Annotated in this window: 15 protein-coding genes; all 15 read left to right on the top strand. The window is 66.4% G+C overall.

Annotation, left to right across the window (positions count from 1 at the left end; all coding sequences use genetic code 11):
• The coding region (locus ABLA28_RS06350) for an ACT domain-containing protein (RefSeq protein ID WP_347712958.1) at nt 1-904 on the top strand (904 nt) is incomplete at its 5' end.
• 3 nt (nt 905-907) lie between these two features.
• Entirely contained in the window at nt 908-1,348 is a 441-nt protein-coding gene (gene dtd / locus ABLA28_RS06345; protein ID WP_347712957.1) for a D-aminoacyl-tRNA deacylase, read from the top strand.
• A 32-nt stretch (nt 1,349-1,380) separates the two neighbouring features.
• Entirely contained in the window at nt 1,381-2,010 is a 630-nt protein-coding gene (locus ABLA28_RS06340) for an MBL fold metallo-hydrolase (RefSeq protein ID WP_347712956.1), read from the top strand.
• 134 nt (nt 2,011-2,144) lie between these two features.
• Nucleotides 2,145-3,200 (top strand): rod shape-determining protein, encoded by a 1,056-nt coding sequence (locus ABLA28_RS06335; RefSeq protein WP_299298360.1) that lies wholly within the window; start codon nt 2,145-2,147, stop codon nt 3,198-3,200.
• A 36-nt stretch (nt 3,201-3,236) separates the two neighbouring features.
• Nucleotides 3,237-4,037, top strand: coding sequence for a rod shape-determining protein MreC (gene mreC, locus ABLA28_RS06330; RefSeq protein WP_299298357.1), 801 nt, complete (start codon nt 3,237-3,239; stop codon nt 4,035-4,037).
• Nucleotides 4,037-4,492, top strand: a complete 456-nt coding sequence (locus tag ABLA28_RS06325) for a hypothetical protein (RefSeq protein WP_347712955.1) — start codon at nt 4,037-4,039, stop codon at nt 4,490-4,492. Before mreC ends, ABLA28_RS06325 begins: the two co-directional genes overlap by 1 nt.
• A complete protein-coding gene (gene mrdA, locus ABLA28_RS06320) occupies nt 4,485-6,239 on the top strand; it encodes a penicillin-binding protein 2 (protein WP_347712954.1) in 1,755 nt (584 codons plus the stop codon). Before ABLA28_RS06325 ends, mrdA begins: the two co-directional genes overlap by 8 nt.
• Nucleotides 6,236-6,937 carry a septum site-determining protein MinC gene (locus tag ABLA28_RS06315; protein WP_347712953.1) on the top strand — a complete coding sequence of 234 codons (702 nt, stop codon included), beginning with the start codon at nt 6,236-6,238 and terminating at the stop codon, nt 6,935-6,937. Before mrdA ends, ABLA28_RS06315 begins: the two co-directional genes overlap by 4 nt.
• Before the next feature lie 59 nt (nt 6,938-6,996).
• Nucleotides 6,997-7,800 (top strand): septum site-determining protein MinD, encoded by an 804-nt coding sequence (gene minD, locus ABLA28_RS06310; RefSeq protein WP_299298345.1) that lies wholly within the window; start codon nt 6,997-6,999, stop codon nt 7,798-7,800.
• Between the two features lie 109 nt (nt 7,801-7,909).
• On the top strand, nt 7,910-8,251 hold the full coding sequence (gene minE / locus ABLA28_RS06305; protein ID WP_299298343.1) for a cell division topological specificity factor MinE: 342 nt from the start codon (nt 7,910-7,912) through the stop codon (nt 8,249-8,251).
• A gap of 38 nt (nt 8,252-8,289) precedes the next feature.
• Nucleotides 8,290-9,408, top strand: coding sequence for a rod shape-determining protein RodA (gene rodA / locus ABLA28_RS06300; protein WP_347712952.1), 1,119 nt, complete (start codon nt 8,290-8,292; stop codon nt 9,406-9,408).
• A gap of 47 nt (nt 9,409-9,455) precedes the next feature.
• Complete coding sequence (locus ABLA28_RS06295) at nt 9,456-11,234, top strand: radical SAM protein (protein WP_347712951.1); 1,779 nt, start codon at nt 9,456-9,458, stop codon at nt 11,232-11,234.
• A gap of 7 nt (nt 11,235-11,241) precedes the next feature.
• On the top strand, nt 11,242-11,868 hold the full coding sequence (locus ABLA28_RS06290; protein ID WP_347712950.1) for a TIGR03936 family radical SAM-associated protein: 627 nt from the start codon (nt 11,242-11,244) through the stop codon (nt 11,866-11,868).
• A gap of 278 nt (nt 11,869-12,146) precedes the next feature.
• Entirely contained in the window at nt 12,147-13,643 is a 1,497-nt protein-coding gene (locus ABLA28_RS06285; RefSeq protein WP_347712949.1) for an Rne/Rng family ribonuclease, read from the top strand.
• On the top strand, nt 13,618-16,341 hold a 2,724-nt coding region (locus ABLA28_RS06280), incomplete at its 3' end, for a chromosome segregation SMC family protein (RefSeq protein ID WP_347712948.1). The genes ABLA28_RS06285 and ABLA28_RS06280, both read left to right, overlap by 26 nt.

Genomic DNA, 16,341 nt, shown 5'->3' with positions numbered 1-16,341 from the left:
CGTGGGGGCGATGATCAACAGCCGCATCGTGCCCCTGAGCACGCAGCTGCACAGCGGCGATATCGTGAAGATCATCACCTCGCCGCAGGGCTTTCCCTCCAGGGACTGGATGAAGTTCGCCCGGAGCAGCAAGACCAGGAGCAAGATCCGGAACTACTTTCGCCAGGCCGAGAAGACGGACCGGGAGGAGAAGCTGGCGCGGGGCTGGGAGGCCCTCGAACGCGAGCTCCGCAAGCGGGGGATCGCGGCGGATAAGACGGACAATCAGGACGATCTGACCCCCGCCCTCAACAAGGTGGCCCGCGACCTCGGGATGGCGGGCAGGGAGGACCTCCTGGTCTCCATCGGGGCGGGGACGTCCGGCCCCAGCACGGTCGCGCAGAAGCTCGCGCTGGCGTACCTCCAGCAGCGCCATCCCACGGACGACATCGCGGCTCTCGTCAAGGAGCACACGGACGCCCATAAGTCCGACTCGGACATCGTGGTCGACGGGGCGGGCGGGGTCTGGGTGGTCCTGGCCAACTGCTGCGACCCGGTCCCGGGCGACGCCATCGTGGGCTACTCGACGCGGACGCGCGGGATCACGGTGCATCGTCTGGACTGCCCCAATATTCTGAACGCCCAGATGGGGCGCGTCGTGCAGGTCTCCTGGGGGCGTCCGTCCGGAAAGCTCTATACCGCCCGGCTGAGGGCGGAGGCCCTGGACCGGTCCGACCTGATCCGCGACGCGGCTCAGGCGATCGGGCTGGAGGGGGGCAGCATCCACGGGATCAAGGCTACGACGGTGGGCAACAGCCTGATGCGGATGAAGATCGAGCTGAAGGTGAAGGACGTGGAACACCTGTACTCGATCGTGGCGAAATTGAACGGCATCAAGGGGATGCTGGAGGTCGTAAGGGGGTAGGCCATGCGGGCGGTGGTGCAGAGGGTCCTGCGGGCGGCCGTTTCCGTGGGCGGAGAGACGATATCGGAGATCGGCCCGGGGATCTGCGTCCTGCTGGGGGTTGGGGACGGAGACACGGAGGAGGATTCCCTCTGGCTGGCCGACAAGCTCGTCAACCTGAGGATCTTCGAGGACGGGGAGGGGCGGATGAACCGGTCCCTGCTCGATGTCGGCGGCGCTGCGCTTCTGGTCTCGCAGTTCACCCTTTACGGGGACTGCCGGAAGGGCAGGCGTCCCTCCTTTGTCGGAGCGGCCGCCCCCGAGGAGGGGAAGCGGCTCTATGACCATTTCGTTCATCGGGTGCGGTCCTTCGGGGTGGAAACGGGCTGCGGCGTCTTCGGCGCGCATATGGAGATAGGCCTCCTGAACGACGGCCCGGTGACCCTGATCCTGGATACCCGATGATTTGGAATTGGAATAAGGAGTTGTGAGCGACGGTGCAGTACAAACGTTTCCCACTGGGCAAGCTTTGGACGAACGGCTATCTTTTCTGGGACGAGGGGGGAGAGGCATTCTTTATCGACCCCGGCGGGGATGCCCGGGAGGTCCTGGAGTTCGTTCGGTCCCAGGGGCTGAAGCTGAGGGCGGTGCTCCTGACCCACGGGCACGTGGACCATTTTGCGGGGCTCGGGGATCTGCTCCCCCTCGTTGGAGGGGAGGTCTACATCTCCAGGGACGATGCCGATATGATCCGACGCCCCTCCGAGGCGATGCAGTCCGCCCTCCGGATACGGTGCGAGAGCGTTACCGATTTTCACGAGATATCCGAGGGAAACGTGCTCGAGATCGGAGCTTTCCGCATCGAGGTCCTGGAGACCCCCGGGCACACCCCGGGGGGAGTGTGTTATCTTATACGGGAGGGTGGGGAGCGCATCCTGGCCTCGGGGGATACCCTGTTCGCCCAGAGCGTGGGCCGGACCGATCTCACGGGCGGGGAGCCGTCGAAGCTGGACGACTCCCTGCGCAAGCTCTCGAAGCTTCCGGATTCGCTCGTCGTCCTTCCGGGGCACGGCCCCGAGACGACCATCGGAGAGGAGCGGCAGCACAATCCCTTCTGGCCCGTCTAGGCCGGTTTCGGGAAGGCGGTTTCGGAAAGTCCGGGAAAGTGGAAAGGGGCCCGCGATAAAGGGGGTCCTTTGCGGCGAGGCCCCATCGGTGGACGGTTTGGGGCAGATTCGAAAAATGCGGGTGATGAAAGGATATGTTCAAGTACCTCTCCGGGATACTGGGGCTTGATGTCGGAATAGATCTGGGGACGGCCAACATCGTCGTGTACGTGAAGGAGAAGGGGATCGTGCTCAGCGAGCCCTCGACCGTCGCCGTGCGTAAACTGCCCCGAGGCCGGGGGCTCGAGGTCATCGCCGTGGGGCAGGAGGCCAAGTCGATGGCGGGGAAGACCCCCACGGGCGTCGAGGCGATATGGCCGCTTCAGGATGGGGTCATCGCCAACTTCGACATGACGGAGGAGCTGATCCGTTTCTGCCTCCACAAGGCCAAGGGGGGCGGCTCCTTCATGGCCCATCCGCGCGTGGTCATCTCCGTTCCGGCGGAGGTCACGGAGGTGGAGCGCAAGGCGGTGGTCGACGCGACGCTGGGCGCGGGGGCAAGCGAGGCCTATGTGGTGGACGAGCCCATATCGGCGGCCCTCGGTGTGGGGCTGCCGATCGACAAACCCCAGGGATGCATGATCGTCGACGTCGGGGGCGGGACGAGCGAGGTCTCGGTCATCTCCCTCGGGGGCATCGTGGTGACCAGCTCGCTTCGGAACGCGGGCAAGGTGATGGACAACGCCATCATCGCCATGCTGCGCCAACGGTACGCTCTGCTGATCGGGGATACGACGGCCGAGGAGGTCAAGAACACGATCGGCTCCGCGCTGCCTCTGACGCCGGAGCTGGAGATGGCCGTGAAGGGGCGGGACCTCTCCGACGGACTGCCCAAGGTCGACACGGTCTCCTCGGTCGAGGTCCGGGAGGCTCTGGACCCGATCTTTCTGGGGATCGAGGACATGGTGAAGGTGGCCCTCGAGAAGACCCCCCCCGAACTGGCCAAGGACATCGTCGATCAGGGAATCGTGCTCTCCGGAGGGGTTTCCCTGATGCGGGGGTTTGCGGAGCGCCTCTCCCGGGCCGTCAACACCCCCGTCATCACCGCCGAGAAGCCGCTTTACTCCGTGGCCATGGGGGTGGGGAAGATCCTGGAGAACCTGGGGGCCATGCGGCGGGTGCTGATGTCCGTCGAGCGGGGGTCCCGCTGAAACCGCGCGGGATAATGTCCGGACGGAGGGTCGGCCATGCTTGACCGACGCCAGATCCGCGAGTGGATTCACAGCCTGACGGCGCTCATCCTGGGGGTGGTGCTGCTGGCGGCCGGCTCTTCCCTGGGGGTTTCGAAGCAGGTTGTGGGGCTCCTGGGGGAGGTCCTGTCCATCCCGGAGCTTCCGGCCGTGCGCCTGCGGGCCCTCCTGAGGGATGGATGGCTTTGGGCCCGGGAGAAATCGACGCTGCAGCGCGAGATCGAGCGTCTGCGGGACGAGAATGCGAAGTTCCGCATTCTGGAGGCCGCCATGGCGAACGAGCGCATCCGCGCCGAGCTGGACGCCAGGATGAGCGGGGCCCGGGTGACCCTGAGGGCGCCTTTGTCCTGGTGGCACGAGATCCGCATCGACAAGGGGGAGAAGGATCACGTCTCCGTGGGGCTGCCGATCTTCCAGAATGGATATCTCATCGGGCGCGTCACCTCGGTGTCGCTGTTCTCCTCCTGGGCGGAGCTCCTGACCTCGCCGTCTCTGCTGATTCCGGTCGTGATCGAGGAGACCCGGGACCTGGGGGTCGTCGTCGGGGATGGTAACGGTTCGGTCCTGCTGAACTACATCCCCTCGGGAAGGGGCAATATGGCCGGGATGAAGGTGAGTACGGCCCTGATCGGCGAGCAGCTGCCCCCGGGGCTGCCCATCGGCCGGATCAAGGAGGAGATCGAGGTCTCCGGGAGCGGGTACGTCACCTATCGCCTGGAGCCCGGGGCGGACCTCACGCGATTTTACGAGGTCTCCATCCTCAGCCCCGCGCTTTCCCCGTCGGAGAGGCCCCGCTGATGTCCTCCGTGCTGTTCTGGCTGCTCCAGGACCTTCTGACCGTGCTTGTCTGGGGGGTGATGCAGGTCCCGGAGATCTTTCTCCTGACGGTGGCCTACCGCCTGCTCCTGGATGAGGGGGAGGACCGGCTCTGGGGCATCTGGACGGCCTTTTTCGGGGGGCTGCTCTGGGATCTGCGCTGGATCGGCATCCCGGGGTTCTTCACCCTGGGCTACGTCTGTGCCGTGATGCTGATCCTGTGGGCCTGGAACGCCATCCCCATACAGGGGCGCACGTCCATGGTCTTTTTTACGCTCCTGGAGGTCACGCAGCTTCTGCCTCCGCTTCTGCCCGTCCTGATCTTCGGAGGCGACAGGGGGGGGGCTTTCTTCGTGCTGCAGCAGGTGCTGGCCCTTCCCCTCGTACTGCTGTGCGTCTACCGCTATTCGAGGCGTATGAAGGAGCTCCATGCCTGAGATCAGAGATTTGCTGGACGACCGCCTGAAGATCATGCTGGGAGGGATCTTTCTCTCCCTGGCCGTTCTGGCGGGAGGACTTTATTTTTTTCAGATTCTTCATGGCGACAAATACGTTCGCCTAGCCTACAACAATCGGCTGAGGCTGATTCGGGTATCGGCGCCCCGCGGGGAGATCTTCGACCGTCACGGCGTCCCGCTGGCGGTCAACGAGACGACGTTCAGCATCATGGGATATCCGCTGGACCTCGATACGGAGAAAAAGCTGGAGCGCGTCAGTCTCGTGCTGACGCGCCACGGTATCCCCATGACCGTGGAGGACCTCGAAAAGACGATCCGGCGGCAGCGCTGGGCCCCCTACCGCGTGATCCGCCTGGTTCCGAACCTGACGATGCCGCAGATGGCGGAGCTGGTCGCCGACCCCGAGTTTCCCCGGGAGCTGTTTCCCTTCCCCGTCTGGCGGAGGACGTATCCTGCGGGGGCCTTGGTATCGAACGTCCTGGGATATGTCGGGGAGATATCGGAGGAGGAGCTCCGGGCCAGCGCCGAGGGGGACTATTTCGGGGGAGACCTGATCGGCAAGGTGGGCATCGAGCGCTTCTACGAGTCTGAGCTGCGCGGCGCGGCCGGGGAGGAGGCCCTGGAGGTCGACGCACGGGGCCGAAAGGTCCGCACGCTGGACACCCGCTCGGTGATGAAGGGAAGCGATTTGAAGCTGACCCTGGACATGGGGGTCCAGAAGCGGGCCGTCGAGCTCCTGACGGGGCAGAAGGGGGCGCTCGTGGTGATGGACGTCCGGACGGGGGCGGTCCTGGCCCTGGCCTCCTCGCCGACCTACGACAACAATCCCCTGGCCTGGGGGGTCTCTGGGAGGGAGTGGCGGGATATGACGCAGGACCCGGCCAGACCGATGCTGGACCGGAGCATCGCAGGGGTCTACCCGCCCGCCTCCACCTTCAAGGCGCTCGTGGCCCTGGCGGGCCTGGAGGAGGGGGTGGTCGCGCCCTCCACGACCTTTTTCTGCGGCGGGGCCCTTCGCCTGCCCTCCCGGACGTTTCGATGCTGGCGGCGCGGGGGGCACGGCAGGGTCAACGTGCTGTCGGCCCTGCAGTATTCCTGCGACGTCTATTTCTATCAGACGGGTCTGAAGCTGGGGATCGACCTCCTGATGAAGTGGTGTCGGGAGTTCCGACTGGGGGAGCCCACGGGGATAGACCTTCCGGGCGAGGCCTCGGGCACGATCGCCGGGCCGGAGTGGAAGAAGAGGCGTTTCAGGGAGAACTGGTATCCGGGCGACACGATCAACTATTCGATCGGGCAGGGGTATCTTTTGCTGACGCCTTTGCAGATAGCCCGCGTCTATGCGGCGATCGCGAATGGAGGCAGGCTCGTGCACCCCTTCCTGTGCGACCGTGCCTACAGGGAGCCGATAGGGCTGCCGGTCGGCAGGGACAAACTGGCGACCGTGCAGAAGGGGCTCGAATACGTCGTCCGCAAGGGCACGGGGGCCCGGGCAGGCCAGTTCGGGGTGACGATCGCGGGCAAGACGGGGACCGCCCAGAACGCGCATGGGGACGATCACGCCCTGTTTGCCGGCTACGCCCCGGCGGATGATCCGAGGTTCGTCGCCGTTGCGGTCGTCGAGGCGGGGAAGCACGGCAGCAGCGTGGCCTCGCCGATCGTCGGCGAGATTCTGGCCCATATTTTGAGCCATCCTACGGGTGAGGGAGGAGGCCGGGGGGATTGAGGACGATACAGAAGGGTGTCGAGACACGGGATCCATCCTCCGCGATTCGGATCAAGGGGATGGGCTACGGCATTCGGATCATCCTGCCGGAGTCCCCTTCCGAGGAGGAACTGCTGGAGCTTTTGCTGCGTATTCCGCCCCAGGCTTACCTTTTCCCCGTCGGGGAGGGCGTGGTTTTGGACTTCCAGTCCAGGGTCTGTTCGGAGGATCTGCTGCTCAGGATCCTGCGGCGGGTCGTATGGCCCGGCGGCATTCGTATCCTGGCCTGGGTATCCTCGAACGGGACGACGCAGGCCCTCGTCCGCAGAGCGGGACTGACGGCCGAGGAGCCCTCCCCGGTTCCGCCCTCTCCTCCTTCGGACAGCCCCGGTGCGCTCGTACTGTATAATTCATTGCGTTCCGGGCAGAACATCGAGCACGGCGGCGACGTCCTCCTCTGGGGGCATCTGAACGCCGGGGCGGAGATACTGGCCACGGGCAGCGTCCTCGTCGCCGGGAGGCTCAAGGGGATCGTGCATGCCGGCAGGGATGGAAGAAAGGACGTATACGTCCTTGCGGGGTCCTTCGAGACCCGCCAGATCCGGGTGGGGCGCCGTCTGTGCTACGCCGACGAGTCGATGTCCTGGTGGCGGAAGACCGTTCTGATCACCATCGAGGACGAAAAACCGATCATCCGCGAGGGGCATTTTCTGGAATGATCGAACTCGGCCGGAACGGGGAAGGCTGAAGACAGTTTACGGAAATGGAGGTTTTTTCGTTGAGTGCACGGGTTATAGTGGTTACCTCCGGAAAGGGAGGTGTCGGAAAGACGACCTCGACGGCGAACATCTCGGTCGCTCTGGCGAAGACCGGCAAGAAAGTGGTTGCCGTGGATGCGGATATCGGGCTGCGCAACCTGGATGTCGTCATGGGGCTCGAGAATCGCGTCGTGTTCAATTTCATAGATGTGATCGAGAAAAATTGCCGTCTGAACCAGGCCCTGGTGCGGGACAAGCGGGTGGAGAACCTCTTTCTTCTTCCCGCGGCTCAGACGCGTACCAAGGACGCCGTCGGCCCGGAGCAGATGATGGATCTCTGCAATCAGCTGAGGCCGGATTTCGATTTCGTGCTTCTGGACTGCCCCGCGGGCATTGAGGGCGGGTTCAAAAATGCCGCCGCCGGGGCCGACGAGGCCCTTGTGGTGACGACGCCCGAGGTCCCCTCGGTCCGGGACGCGGACCGAATCATCGGGATGCTCGAGTCCATGGGAAAGTCCCCGATCCGCCTGATCATCAACCGCTTCCGTGCGAACATGGTCCAGGACGGGGACATGCTGGCGAGGGAGGACATCCTCGATATCCTCTCCATCAATCTCATAGGGATCGTGCCCGAGGACGACGGGGTCATCAAGTCCTCGAACCGCGGCGAGCCCCTGACCTTCGGACTGAATTCCCCGGCGGCCCAGGCCTATGCCAACATCGCCGAACGTCTCCAGGGGCGGGACATTCCTCTGATGGAGCTGGATGTCGGGGCCTCCTGGCGCTTCCTTGCCCCGATCAAACGCTTCTTCGGACTGAGCTGATCCGTGTTCCGGAGCCCTCGGGAACTCCTGTCCCGCGGGCTGGAGGGCGCCTGGAGAAACTTCATGAGGATATCCCGTTGATTTTCAGCACAAAGGGGGAGAGATAGACGTGGATTTTCTGAAAAAATTTTTTGGGGGCGGCAGCCGCGATTCGGCCCGGACGGCGCGGGATCGCCTCCGCATCGTACTGATACATGATCGGACCGACATATCGCCGCAGCTGCTCGAGAACCTGAGGATGGAGATGATTACGGTCCTGACCCGTTATATGGATATCGATACCAGCAAGATCGAACTGGATCTGGACCGGGACGATCAGGCCGTGGCCCTGGTGGCGAACATCCCCGTCCTCAGGATCAAGCGGGGCGGGGGGATGGAGGAGGAGGCGGCGCCGTCCCGTGCCGTCCCGAGGCCGGCGGGGGATAAAAGCGGCAGGAAGAAGCATCGTTAGGCATGGAGGGCTTCCGGCTTTTCCGAAGGTAGAACTGGATGATGGAGACTCCTTATCTTTTGGTCTTCAAGGATGACGTTACCGAGCTGGACAGGATCCTTCTCGGCTGCGCGCTGTTCCTGGCGGCATGCGGTGTCCTCTGCGTGTTCAGCGCGGGGGCAGGGCGCATGGGGCGCGGCTGGGACTTTGCCCTGCGCCAGTCGCTGTGGCTGGCGGCGGGGGGCCTGGCGATGTTCTTCATGGTGGGCGTGGGATACCGCAGGCTGCTGGACGCGGCCTACCCCATCTACGGCCTGACCCTGTTCCTCCTGTTCCTCACGGTGCTGCTGGCGCCTCGGATCAAAGGGGCTCAGAGCTGGCTGTCCCTGGGATTCTTTCGTTTCCAGCCCTCCGAGTTCGCCAAGATATCCCTGATCCTGATGCTCTCGAAGTGGCTGAGCCGTTACCCTCCCCTGAACCTGGGGGCCTTCCTGGGGGGGCTGGGCGTGGCGATCCCGGCCGTCGTCCTGGTGCTCGCCCAGCCGGATACGGGAAGCGCCCTGGTGTATCTTGTCATCACCTTCGGCATGCTCTTCATCGCGGGGACCCCCCTGCGCTACCTGGGGACCCTCATGGGGCTGGGGGTGGTTTCGGCGCCCTTCCTCTGGTTCTGCCTGAAGGAGTATCAGAAGCTGAGGCTGCTCGTCTTTCTGGATCCGATGCGGGACCCGCTCGGTGCGGGGTACAACGTCATCCAGTCCCGCATTGCCGTGGGGTCCGGCGGGTTCTGGGGCAAGGGCTTCATGATGGGGATGCAGAGCAAGCTGCGCTTCCTTCCGGAGCCCCACACCGATTTCATCTTCAGCGTCTACTCCGAGGAGTTCGGCTTCCTGGGGACCTCCCTGCTGCTGGTCCTCTTCGGGCTGCTCTTCTCCCGCATCGCCGCCGCCGGGCTCCGGAGCCGCGACCGGCGGTGCAAGATCATGGCGGCCGGCATCGCGGTCTGGATATGGTTCCAGATGTTCGAGAGCATCGGGATGAGCATCGGCCTGATGCCGGTCACCGGGCTGCCCCTGCCCTTCCTGAGCTACGGGGGGAGCGCCCTTTTGTCCGTTTTCGTCGCTTTGGGGCTCGTCGGCAGCGTCTATATCGACAGCGCGAAGCGTTTTCACTTTTAGGGCCTTGCGTCGGTGATTCCGGCTTCGGGCGCGGAGGAGTTCGTTCTATGGCGTTTTCGGAATTCGATCGGCCGGCCTGGCCCCTTCTGGCCCAGGTTTCGCGCCCGTCCCGCTACAGCGGCAGCGAGTGGAGGCCCTATGCCCTGCCCTCGTGGGACGAGGCCCGCGATTCCCTGAGGGTCTGTCTCGCGTTCCCGGACGTCTACGAGATCGGGATGAGCTATTACGGCTTTCAGCTGCTCTCCGCCTTCATCCGGAACGAAGGCTGTCTGGTGGACCGGGCGTATTGCCCGTGGGTCGACATGGAGGCCCTGCTGAGGCGTTACGAAATGCCCCTGTCCTCCACGGAGCAGGGGCGTCCGCTGCGGGATTTCGACGTGCTGGGCTTCACGCTCCAGCACGAGATGGGCTACACCAACGTCCTGACCATGCTGGACCTTGGAGGCGTGCCCCTGAGGTCCGAGGCGAGGGGCGACGGCGACCCCATCGTCGTCGCGGGCGGGCCCGGGGCCCTCGTCCCCGAGCCCGTGGCGCCGTTTTTCGACCTCTTCTGCGTCGGGGAGGGCGAGCCCGTGCTTCCGGAGCTCCTGGCGGTTTTGCGGGACACCAGGGGAGGGAGGCGGTCCGAGCGCCTCGCGGCCTGTGCGCGGCTGGAGGGGGTTTACGTTCCCGCCTGCCACGACGGCACCCCGGTGAGGCGGCAGTTCCTGGAGTCCTTCGAGGAGGCGTTCAGCCCCCAGGGGCTGATCGTCCCCTCCGTGAGCGTGGTGCACGACCGGGCGGCCCTCGAGCTCTTCCGGGGCTGCTCCCGCGGCTGCCGCTTCTGTCAGGCGGGGATGGTCTGCCGTCCGGTCCGCGAACGGGACCCCCAGAGGGTCGTGGACTCGATCGTCGGCCTTGTGGACCGCACGGGATGGGAGGAGGTGGGGCTCCTCTCCCTGGCGTCCTGCGACTATTCCGGAATCGAATCGGTCATCGACGCCCTTGGCGGTCCGCTGTCCGAGCGGAACGCCAAGCTGAGCCTGCCCAGCCTGAGGATGGACGGTTTCTCGATCGGTCTGGCCGAGCGCCTGCAGAAGCTCCGCCGGGGAGGGCTGACCTTCGCGCCCGAGGCGGGGACCCAGCGCCTTCGGGACGTCATCAACAAGGGCTTCTCGGAGGAGTCCATCTTCGCGTGTCTCGACGAGGTCTTCTCCCGGGGCTGGGACCGCGTGAAGCTCTACTTCATGATGGGGCTGCCGACGGAGACCGACGAGGACCTGGACGGCATAGTGGAGCTGGCGCAGTCCGTGCTGAGGCTCGCGCGCCGGAAGGGTCGGAAGCGCGCCTCCGTGACCGCGTCGGTCGCCGGCTTCGTCCCGAAGGGGCACACCCCCTTTCAGTGGGAGCGGCAGAACACGGTGGAGGAGTTTCGCGAGAAGGGACGCCGCCTCAAGGGGCAGGTTCGCGACAGGGCGATATCCCTGAGCTACCACGAGCCCGAGCAGTCCTTCCTCGAGGGGGTCCTGGCCCGGGGGGACCGCCGCGTGGCCGACGTCATTGAGCGGGCCTGGCGTACGGGGGCCCGCTTCGACGGCTGGAGCGAGACCTTCGACCTGCGGCGGTGGCTGGATGCCTTCGAGTTCCATTCCCTGTCGCCCCATGAGTTTACCCGCGAACGGGACGAGTCGGAACCTCTGCCCTGGGATCATATCGACTCCGGCCTCACCCGGGAGTTTCTGCTTCGGGAGCGGAGGAGGGCCTACGCCGCTCGGACGACGGCGGACTGCCGCTCGGGCTGCGCCGCCTGCGGACTGGGCTGCCGCGGGACGGGGATGGCCCTTTGAGGTCCCGATGAGCGTTCGTGTGCGCCTCTTCTACGAGAAGCGCGGCGAGGCGTGCTTCGTCCCCCACATCGCGCTGGCGCCGCTCTTCACGCGGACGGCCTGGAGGGCCGGCCTCGTACCGGAGATGACCCGGGGGTTCTCGCCCCACGCGAAGATGAGCTTCGGGCCGGAGCTCCCCGCGGGGGTCGTCGCCCTGATGGAGCCCGTGGACGTCTACCTCGGGAGCGTGCCCGACGACCTTCTGGAGCGCTGGAACGCTGCCATGCCCGACGGGTTTCGCGTCCTGAGCTTTCTCCTGCCCCGGGAGGGCGCCCCGTCCCTGGGGCGGGAGTGCCGCGCCGCCCTGTACTGGGTGCGCAGCCCTGGCGTCCTCTCACGGGATGAACTGATCGACAGGGCGCGGGCGCACTATGGCGAGGCCGTCATAGACGCCGGCGATGCCGTGGGGGAGGACTCGGCGGGGTGGACGAGCCTGCTCCTGGCCGAACCGGCCCGAAACGGCGTCGGGGGCTGGGTGAAGGCGATGATCGCCTCCGGGGACCTCGGGGGCTGGCAGGACGTCAACATCGTCAGGGTGGCCATCGGCCTGTGGGATGGAACAAAAGTTGAGCTGCCGGGGCGGTTGGCGCCGTGAGGGGCCTTCCGTTCGGCGGTTGTCGTTATTTGTACGCATTTTATTCCAATCCCGAATCACTCGTATGCTGCGTTGTTTTTGCTCGCCTTGCTCGACGTACTTTTTTGTACGCCATCGCTGCGGTTTGCAAAAGCCGCCTGGTGAGAAATCTAAGCGATTCGCGCGGCTCGTTCTTCGCCGGCTCTCCGCTTATTGCCTGCAAACGATTGGGAATTGGATTTACATACGGAGTTTGAGTTGAGGGGGCTGCGGCCCCACAGAGCAAAGGGGGACGAAATGTGTCTTCGGACCGCAAGATAATCGCCGACACCCTGGAGAACGAGGAGACGCGCGTCGCGATCCTCGAGGGGGGCCGATTGTCGGAAATCTTCATAGAGCGCATGTGGGATCATCAGAAGGCGGGGGAGATCTACAAGGCCCGGGTCGAGAGCGTGCTCCCCGGGATCAACGCCGCCTTCGTCTGCATCGGGGACGGCCGGAACGCGTTTCTTTACCTCAACGACGCACAGGGGATGAAGATCGTCCCCAATCAGGAGCTGGTCGTCCAAGTGACCAAGACCGCCCGCAAAAACAAGGGGGCGCGGGTGACGCCCCGCCTCTCCCTGCCGGGGCGCTACCTCGTCCTGGTGCCTGGCGGGGGCGAGACCGGGGTGTCCCGCCGCATCGAGAGCGAAAGCGAGCGCAAGCGCCTGAGGCATTTCGCCAAGGACCTTCGGGGCGACGATTTCGGCGTCATCATCCGGACCGCCGCCGAGGGGGTCGACGAGGAGACCCTGGCCAGGGACGTGGAGTCCCTGCTGGCGCTCTGGCGGGAGATCGAGCACAACGCGTCCCTCCAGTCCGCCCCATGCCTTCTCTACAAGGATATGGGGCTCCTGGGGCGCGTCCTGCGGGACGAGGCGCAGGGGAACGTCGACGAGATCATCGTGGACGGGGAGGAGGAGTTCGCCCACGTCACGGACTTCGTGGACCGGCTCTACGTCACGGACAAGCCGAGCGTGGCGCTCTACCGGGGGGTCGTCCCGATCTTCGAGTACTACGGCATCGAGAACGAGATCGAGCAGGCCCTGGACCGTAAGGTCTGGCTCCGCTCGGGGGCCTACCTCGTCATCGAGCATACGGAGGCCCTGACGGTCATCGACGTCAACACGGGCAAGTTCGTCGGGGACAGGGACATGCGCCATACGACCCTGGCGACGAACCTGGAGGCGGCGGACGAGATCGCCCGCCAGCTGCGCCTCCGGTCCATCGGCGGGATCGTCGTGATCGACTTCATCGACATGGAGTTCGAGGAGGACCGGCAGCGCCTTCTGGCCCGGCTTGAGGAGGTGTTCCACGCCGACCGTTCGCGGGCCCGGGTCTTCAGCATGACCCAGCTCGGCCTCGTCGAGCTCACACGCAAGCGCGGCCGCCCCGATCTGCGCTCCGTGCTCACGCGCGGGTGCCCCTTCTGCAGCGACAACGGATGGGTGCTGCGGGAGGACACCGTGGCCATGTCCATCAAGCGGTTCCTGCGCAAGGTGGCGCACGCCAACCGGACGGAGGCGCTGCTGCTCCAGGCCAACGCGGCCATTGCGCAGTACGTGGACGATACCTATCTCCAGCTCTGGGAGGAGGAGCTGGAGCGGAAGATCCTGATCGTCGGGATGCCCGAGTTCGCGTGGAGCAAATACCGCGTCGAGCTCCAGGGGACCTGCGACGCCGTGGAGCGTCGCGCGAAACAGATGGAGCGGCGGGAGAGTTCCCTGGTTGTCCATAGAGCATCTGCATCTTAAAGGGTTCAAGAGCTTCGGGAGCTGCTGCGAGTTCTCCTTCCCCGCGGGCTTCACGGCGATCGTCGGGCCGAACGGAAGCGGCAAGAGCAACATCCTGGACGGCCTGCGCTGGATTCTCGGTGAGGGCAGTCCCTCCGCGCTCCGCATCGTGAGGCAGAGCGACCTGCTCTTTCAGGGAAGCGCCACCGTCTCCCCCGCCAAAGAGGCGGAGGTGACGCTCCGGCTCTCCGGGGCGGACGGGACCGCCACCCTGCGCCGGCAGTACTCGGCCGAGGGCGGGGCGGTGCTGCAGGTGGACGGGGTCCGCATCCGCATGCAAGACCTGGACGAGGTGAAGGCCCGCTTCATGCTGGAGGGGGAGAGCTTCGCCTTCATCGGGCAGGGCGAGGTCTCGGAGGCCATCCATCAGCGTCCCATGCAGCGGCGTCACCACCTGGAGCTGCTCTTCGGGATCGACCGTTACCGCCGCCGCCGCGAGGAGACCAACCTCCGACTGGAATCGGCCCTGTCCGAGGTGCAGCGGATCGAGACCCTCATCCGCGAGCTGGAGAACCGGCGCGAGGAGATCGCGCCGGAGGTCGCCGTGGCCGTGGAGGCCCAGGGCATTCTGGACAACCTGGAGGTCCTGCGCCGGGACTTCTATTTCTCCCGCCGTTTCGCCCTCGAGGACCGGGAGCGCGGGCTTCGGAGCCAGCAGCAGTCGCTTCGGGCCCACGAGGACCTGGCCCGCCAGTGGCACGGCCTTTGGCGGAGCGCCGTGAGCGCCGCCGAGGAACGGCTTCGGAGCCAGGGGTTCGACGAGTCCGCGTTCCTCGCGCGGGAGCAGGAGTTCGCCGCACGGAGGGACGCGCTGCGCCGCCAGGCCTTCCAGACCTGGACGCGGGTCCGGGCGATCCTGGGGGAGCGGAGCGTCCTGAACGAGGAGCGCGGGAGGCTGGAGGAGGAGGAACGCCTCCTTCGGTCCGAGCGGGAGCGGACGCGCGCGGAGGAGGCGCTGCAGGAGGCGCGGCTTGCGGAGCTTCAGCAGGACCTGGCGGAGCGGCTGAGGGAGATGGAGGAGAGCCGGGCCTCCCTCGAGCGGGAACGCCTGCGCCGCCAGGCCCTGCGCGACGAGCACGCCGAGCGCGCTCTCTTCGTCTCCCGGTCCGAGGCCCGCCTGCGTGCCCTGTCCGCTGCCGAGGAGGAGGGGAGGGCGGAGCTCGCCCGCCTCCGGGAGGAGCGGGAGCGCCTGGCGGGAGGGAACGGGGAACCGGAGCTGGCCCATTGGGAGGAACGGCACCGGACGCTCGTCGAAACGCACGCGGCGGCCTACGCGGCTTGCCAGAAGGACGCGGCCGTGCTGCAGCAGCTGCGGCGCGAGCGGACGCGGCAGGATGCGGAGCTCGACGTGCTGAAGGAGAACACGGAGTCCTCGCTCTACCCGGAGCCTGTGCGTCTTCTGCTCTCGGCCTCGCGCCTGAACCGCATGCGCTCGAGGCCCGAGGTCGTGGCCGAGGCCTTCTCCTGCCCGACGGACATCGCGCCCGCGCTGGAGGCCTACCTCGGCGGGCGCCAGTACTGGCTGCTGGTCCCCACCTTCGATGAGGCTCAGGAGGGCATCGAGCTCCTGAAGCAGCGCCGTGCGGGGCGTGTGACCTACCTGCCCCTGGAGCGCTGCCGTCCGCGGACCCCGGACCTCCGATTCCGGCTTCCCATGAATGGGATCGTGGGGTGGGCCGCCGAGCTGATCGTCCCGCGCGCGCCCTGGGAGCCCGCGCTGCGCCACCTGCTGGGCGACCTTCTGGTGGTCGAGGGCTATGCCCTGGGAAGCGGGCTGGTCAAGGACGGGGCCCGGTTCCCCATCGTGACGCTGGAGGGGGAGGTCTTCGCTCCGTCGGGGACGGTCAGCGGCGGACGCATGCGGCAGAGCGCGGGCGCGATCGGCCGGAACCGCCAGATGGCGGAGGCGGAGGAGCGCATCGGGGAGCTGAAGCGGCGCATCGCCCTTGTGGAGACGCGCCTGAAGGCCGGGGAGGACGAGGAGCGCCGGCTGGCAGCGGAGCGGGACGAGGCCGCGGCTGCCGTGGAGCGGGCGAAGAACGACCGTCTCGCGGCGCAGCGGACCCTGGCCTCCCTCACGGACTCCATCGAGCGTGCCGAACGGGAGGGCGCGGAGGCCGCGGGCGAGGCGGCCTCCCTGGAGGAGCGCCTGGCCGAGGCCAGGCGGAGGATCGAGGCGTTGGACTCCGAGCTCTCGGGGTTCGGGGAGCTGCCGGATAATGAGGAGAACTCGTCCGTCGTGGGGGGGCTCCGTTCCGAGCTCTCCCTGGCCGGGGAGCGCCTCAGGGGGACGCGCGCCGTCGCGGAGCGGATGGACCGCGAACACGGGACGCTGACCGCCCGCATCGCGGAGGCGCTGGAGGAGCTGAGGGCCGGCGAGAGCGAGGAGCGCACCGGCCGGGAGGCCCTGTCGCGCATCGGCCGGGAGTGCCTTTCGGTCCATCGGGACGAGACGGAGCTCCGCCGAAAGCTGGAGGAGGAACGGGGAAGGGTCCGTCGGGGGCACCTCCGGCTGGAGCGCCTTCGCGGCAGGGAAGGGAAGGCCTCCGCGTCGCTCGCGTCCCTGGGCGGCGAGATCGCGGGGACGGCGGAGCGGCTGTCCGCGGTCCAGGCCGAGCGGGGGCAGCTGATCGAGCTCTGGGACGACAAGTATCCCTAC

This window comes from uncultured Fretibacterium sp. (assembly GCF_963544685.1).
Classification (GTDB): Bacteria; Synergistota; Synergistia; order Synergistales; family Aminobacteriaceae; genus CAJPSE01.
The sequence above is the reverse complement of the archived record's forward strand: the minus strand, read 5'-3'. Positions and strand labels throughout refer to the sequence as shown.

Bases quoted from the DNA above. Each gene is read 5' to 3' on its own strand.
- ABLA28_RS06335 (WP_299298360.1), top strand. From the start codon at position 2,145: ATGTTCAAGTACCTCTCCGGGATACTGGGGCTTGATGTCGGAATAGAT.
- mreC (WP_299298357.1), top strand. From the start codon at position 3,237: ATGCTTGACCGACGCCAGATCCGCGAGTGGATTCACAGCCTGACGGCG.
- mrdA (WP_347712954.1), top strand. From the start codon at position 4,485: ATGCCTGAGATCAGAGATTTGCTGGACGACCGCCTGAAGATCATGCTG.
- ABLA28_RS06325 (WP_347712955.1), top strand. From the start codon at position 4,037: ATGTCCTCCGTGCTGTTCTGGCTGCTCCAGGACCTTCTGACCGTGCTT.
- ABLA28_RS06290 (WP_347712950.1), top strand. From the start codon at position 11,242: ATGAGCGTTCGTGTGCGCCTCTTCTACGAGAAGCGCGGCGAGGCGTGC.
- ABLA28_RS06295 (WP_347712951.1), top strand. From the start codon at position 9,456: ATGGCGTTTTCGGAATTCGATCGGCCGGCCTGGCCCCTTCTGGCCCAG.
- dtd (WP_347712957.1), top strand. From the start codon at position 908: ATGCGGGCGGTGGTGCAGAGGGTCCTGCGGGCGGCCGTTTCCGTGGGC.
- rodA (WP_347712952.1), top strand. From the start codon at position 8,290: ATGATGGAGACTCCTTATCTTTTGGTCTTCAAGGATGACGTTACCGAG.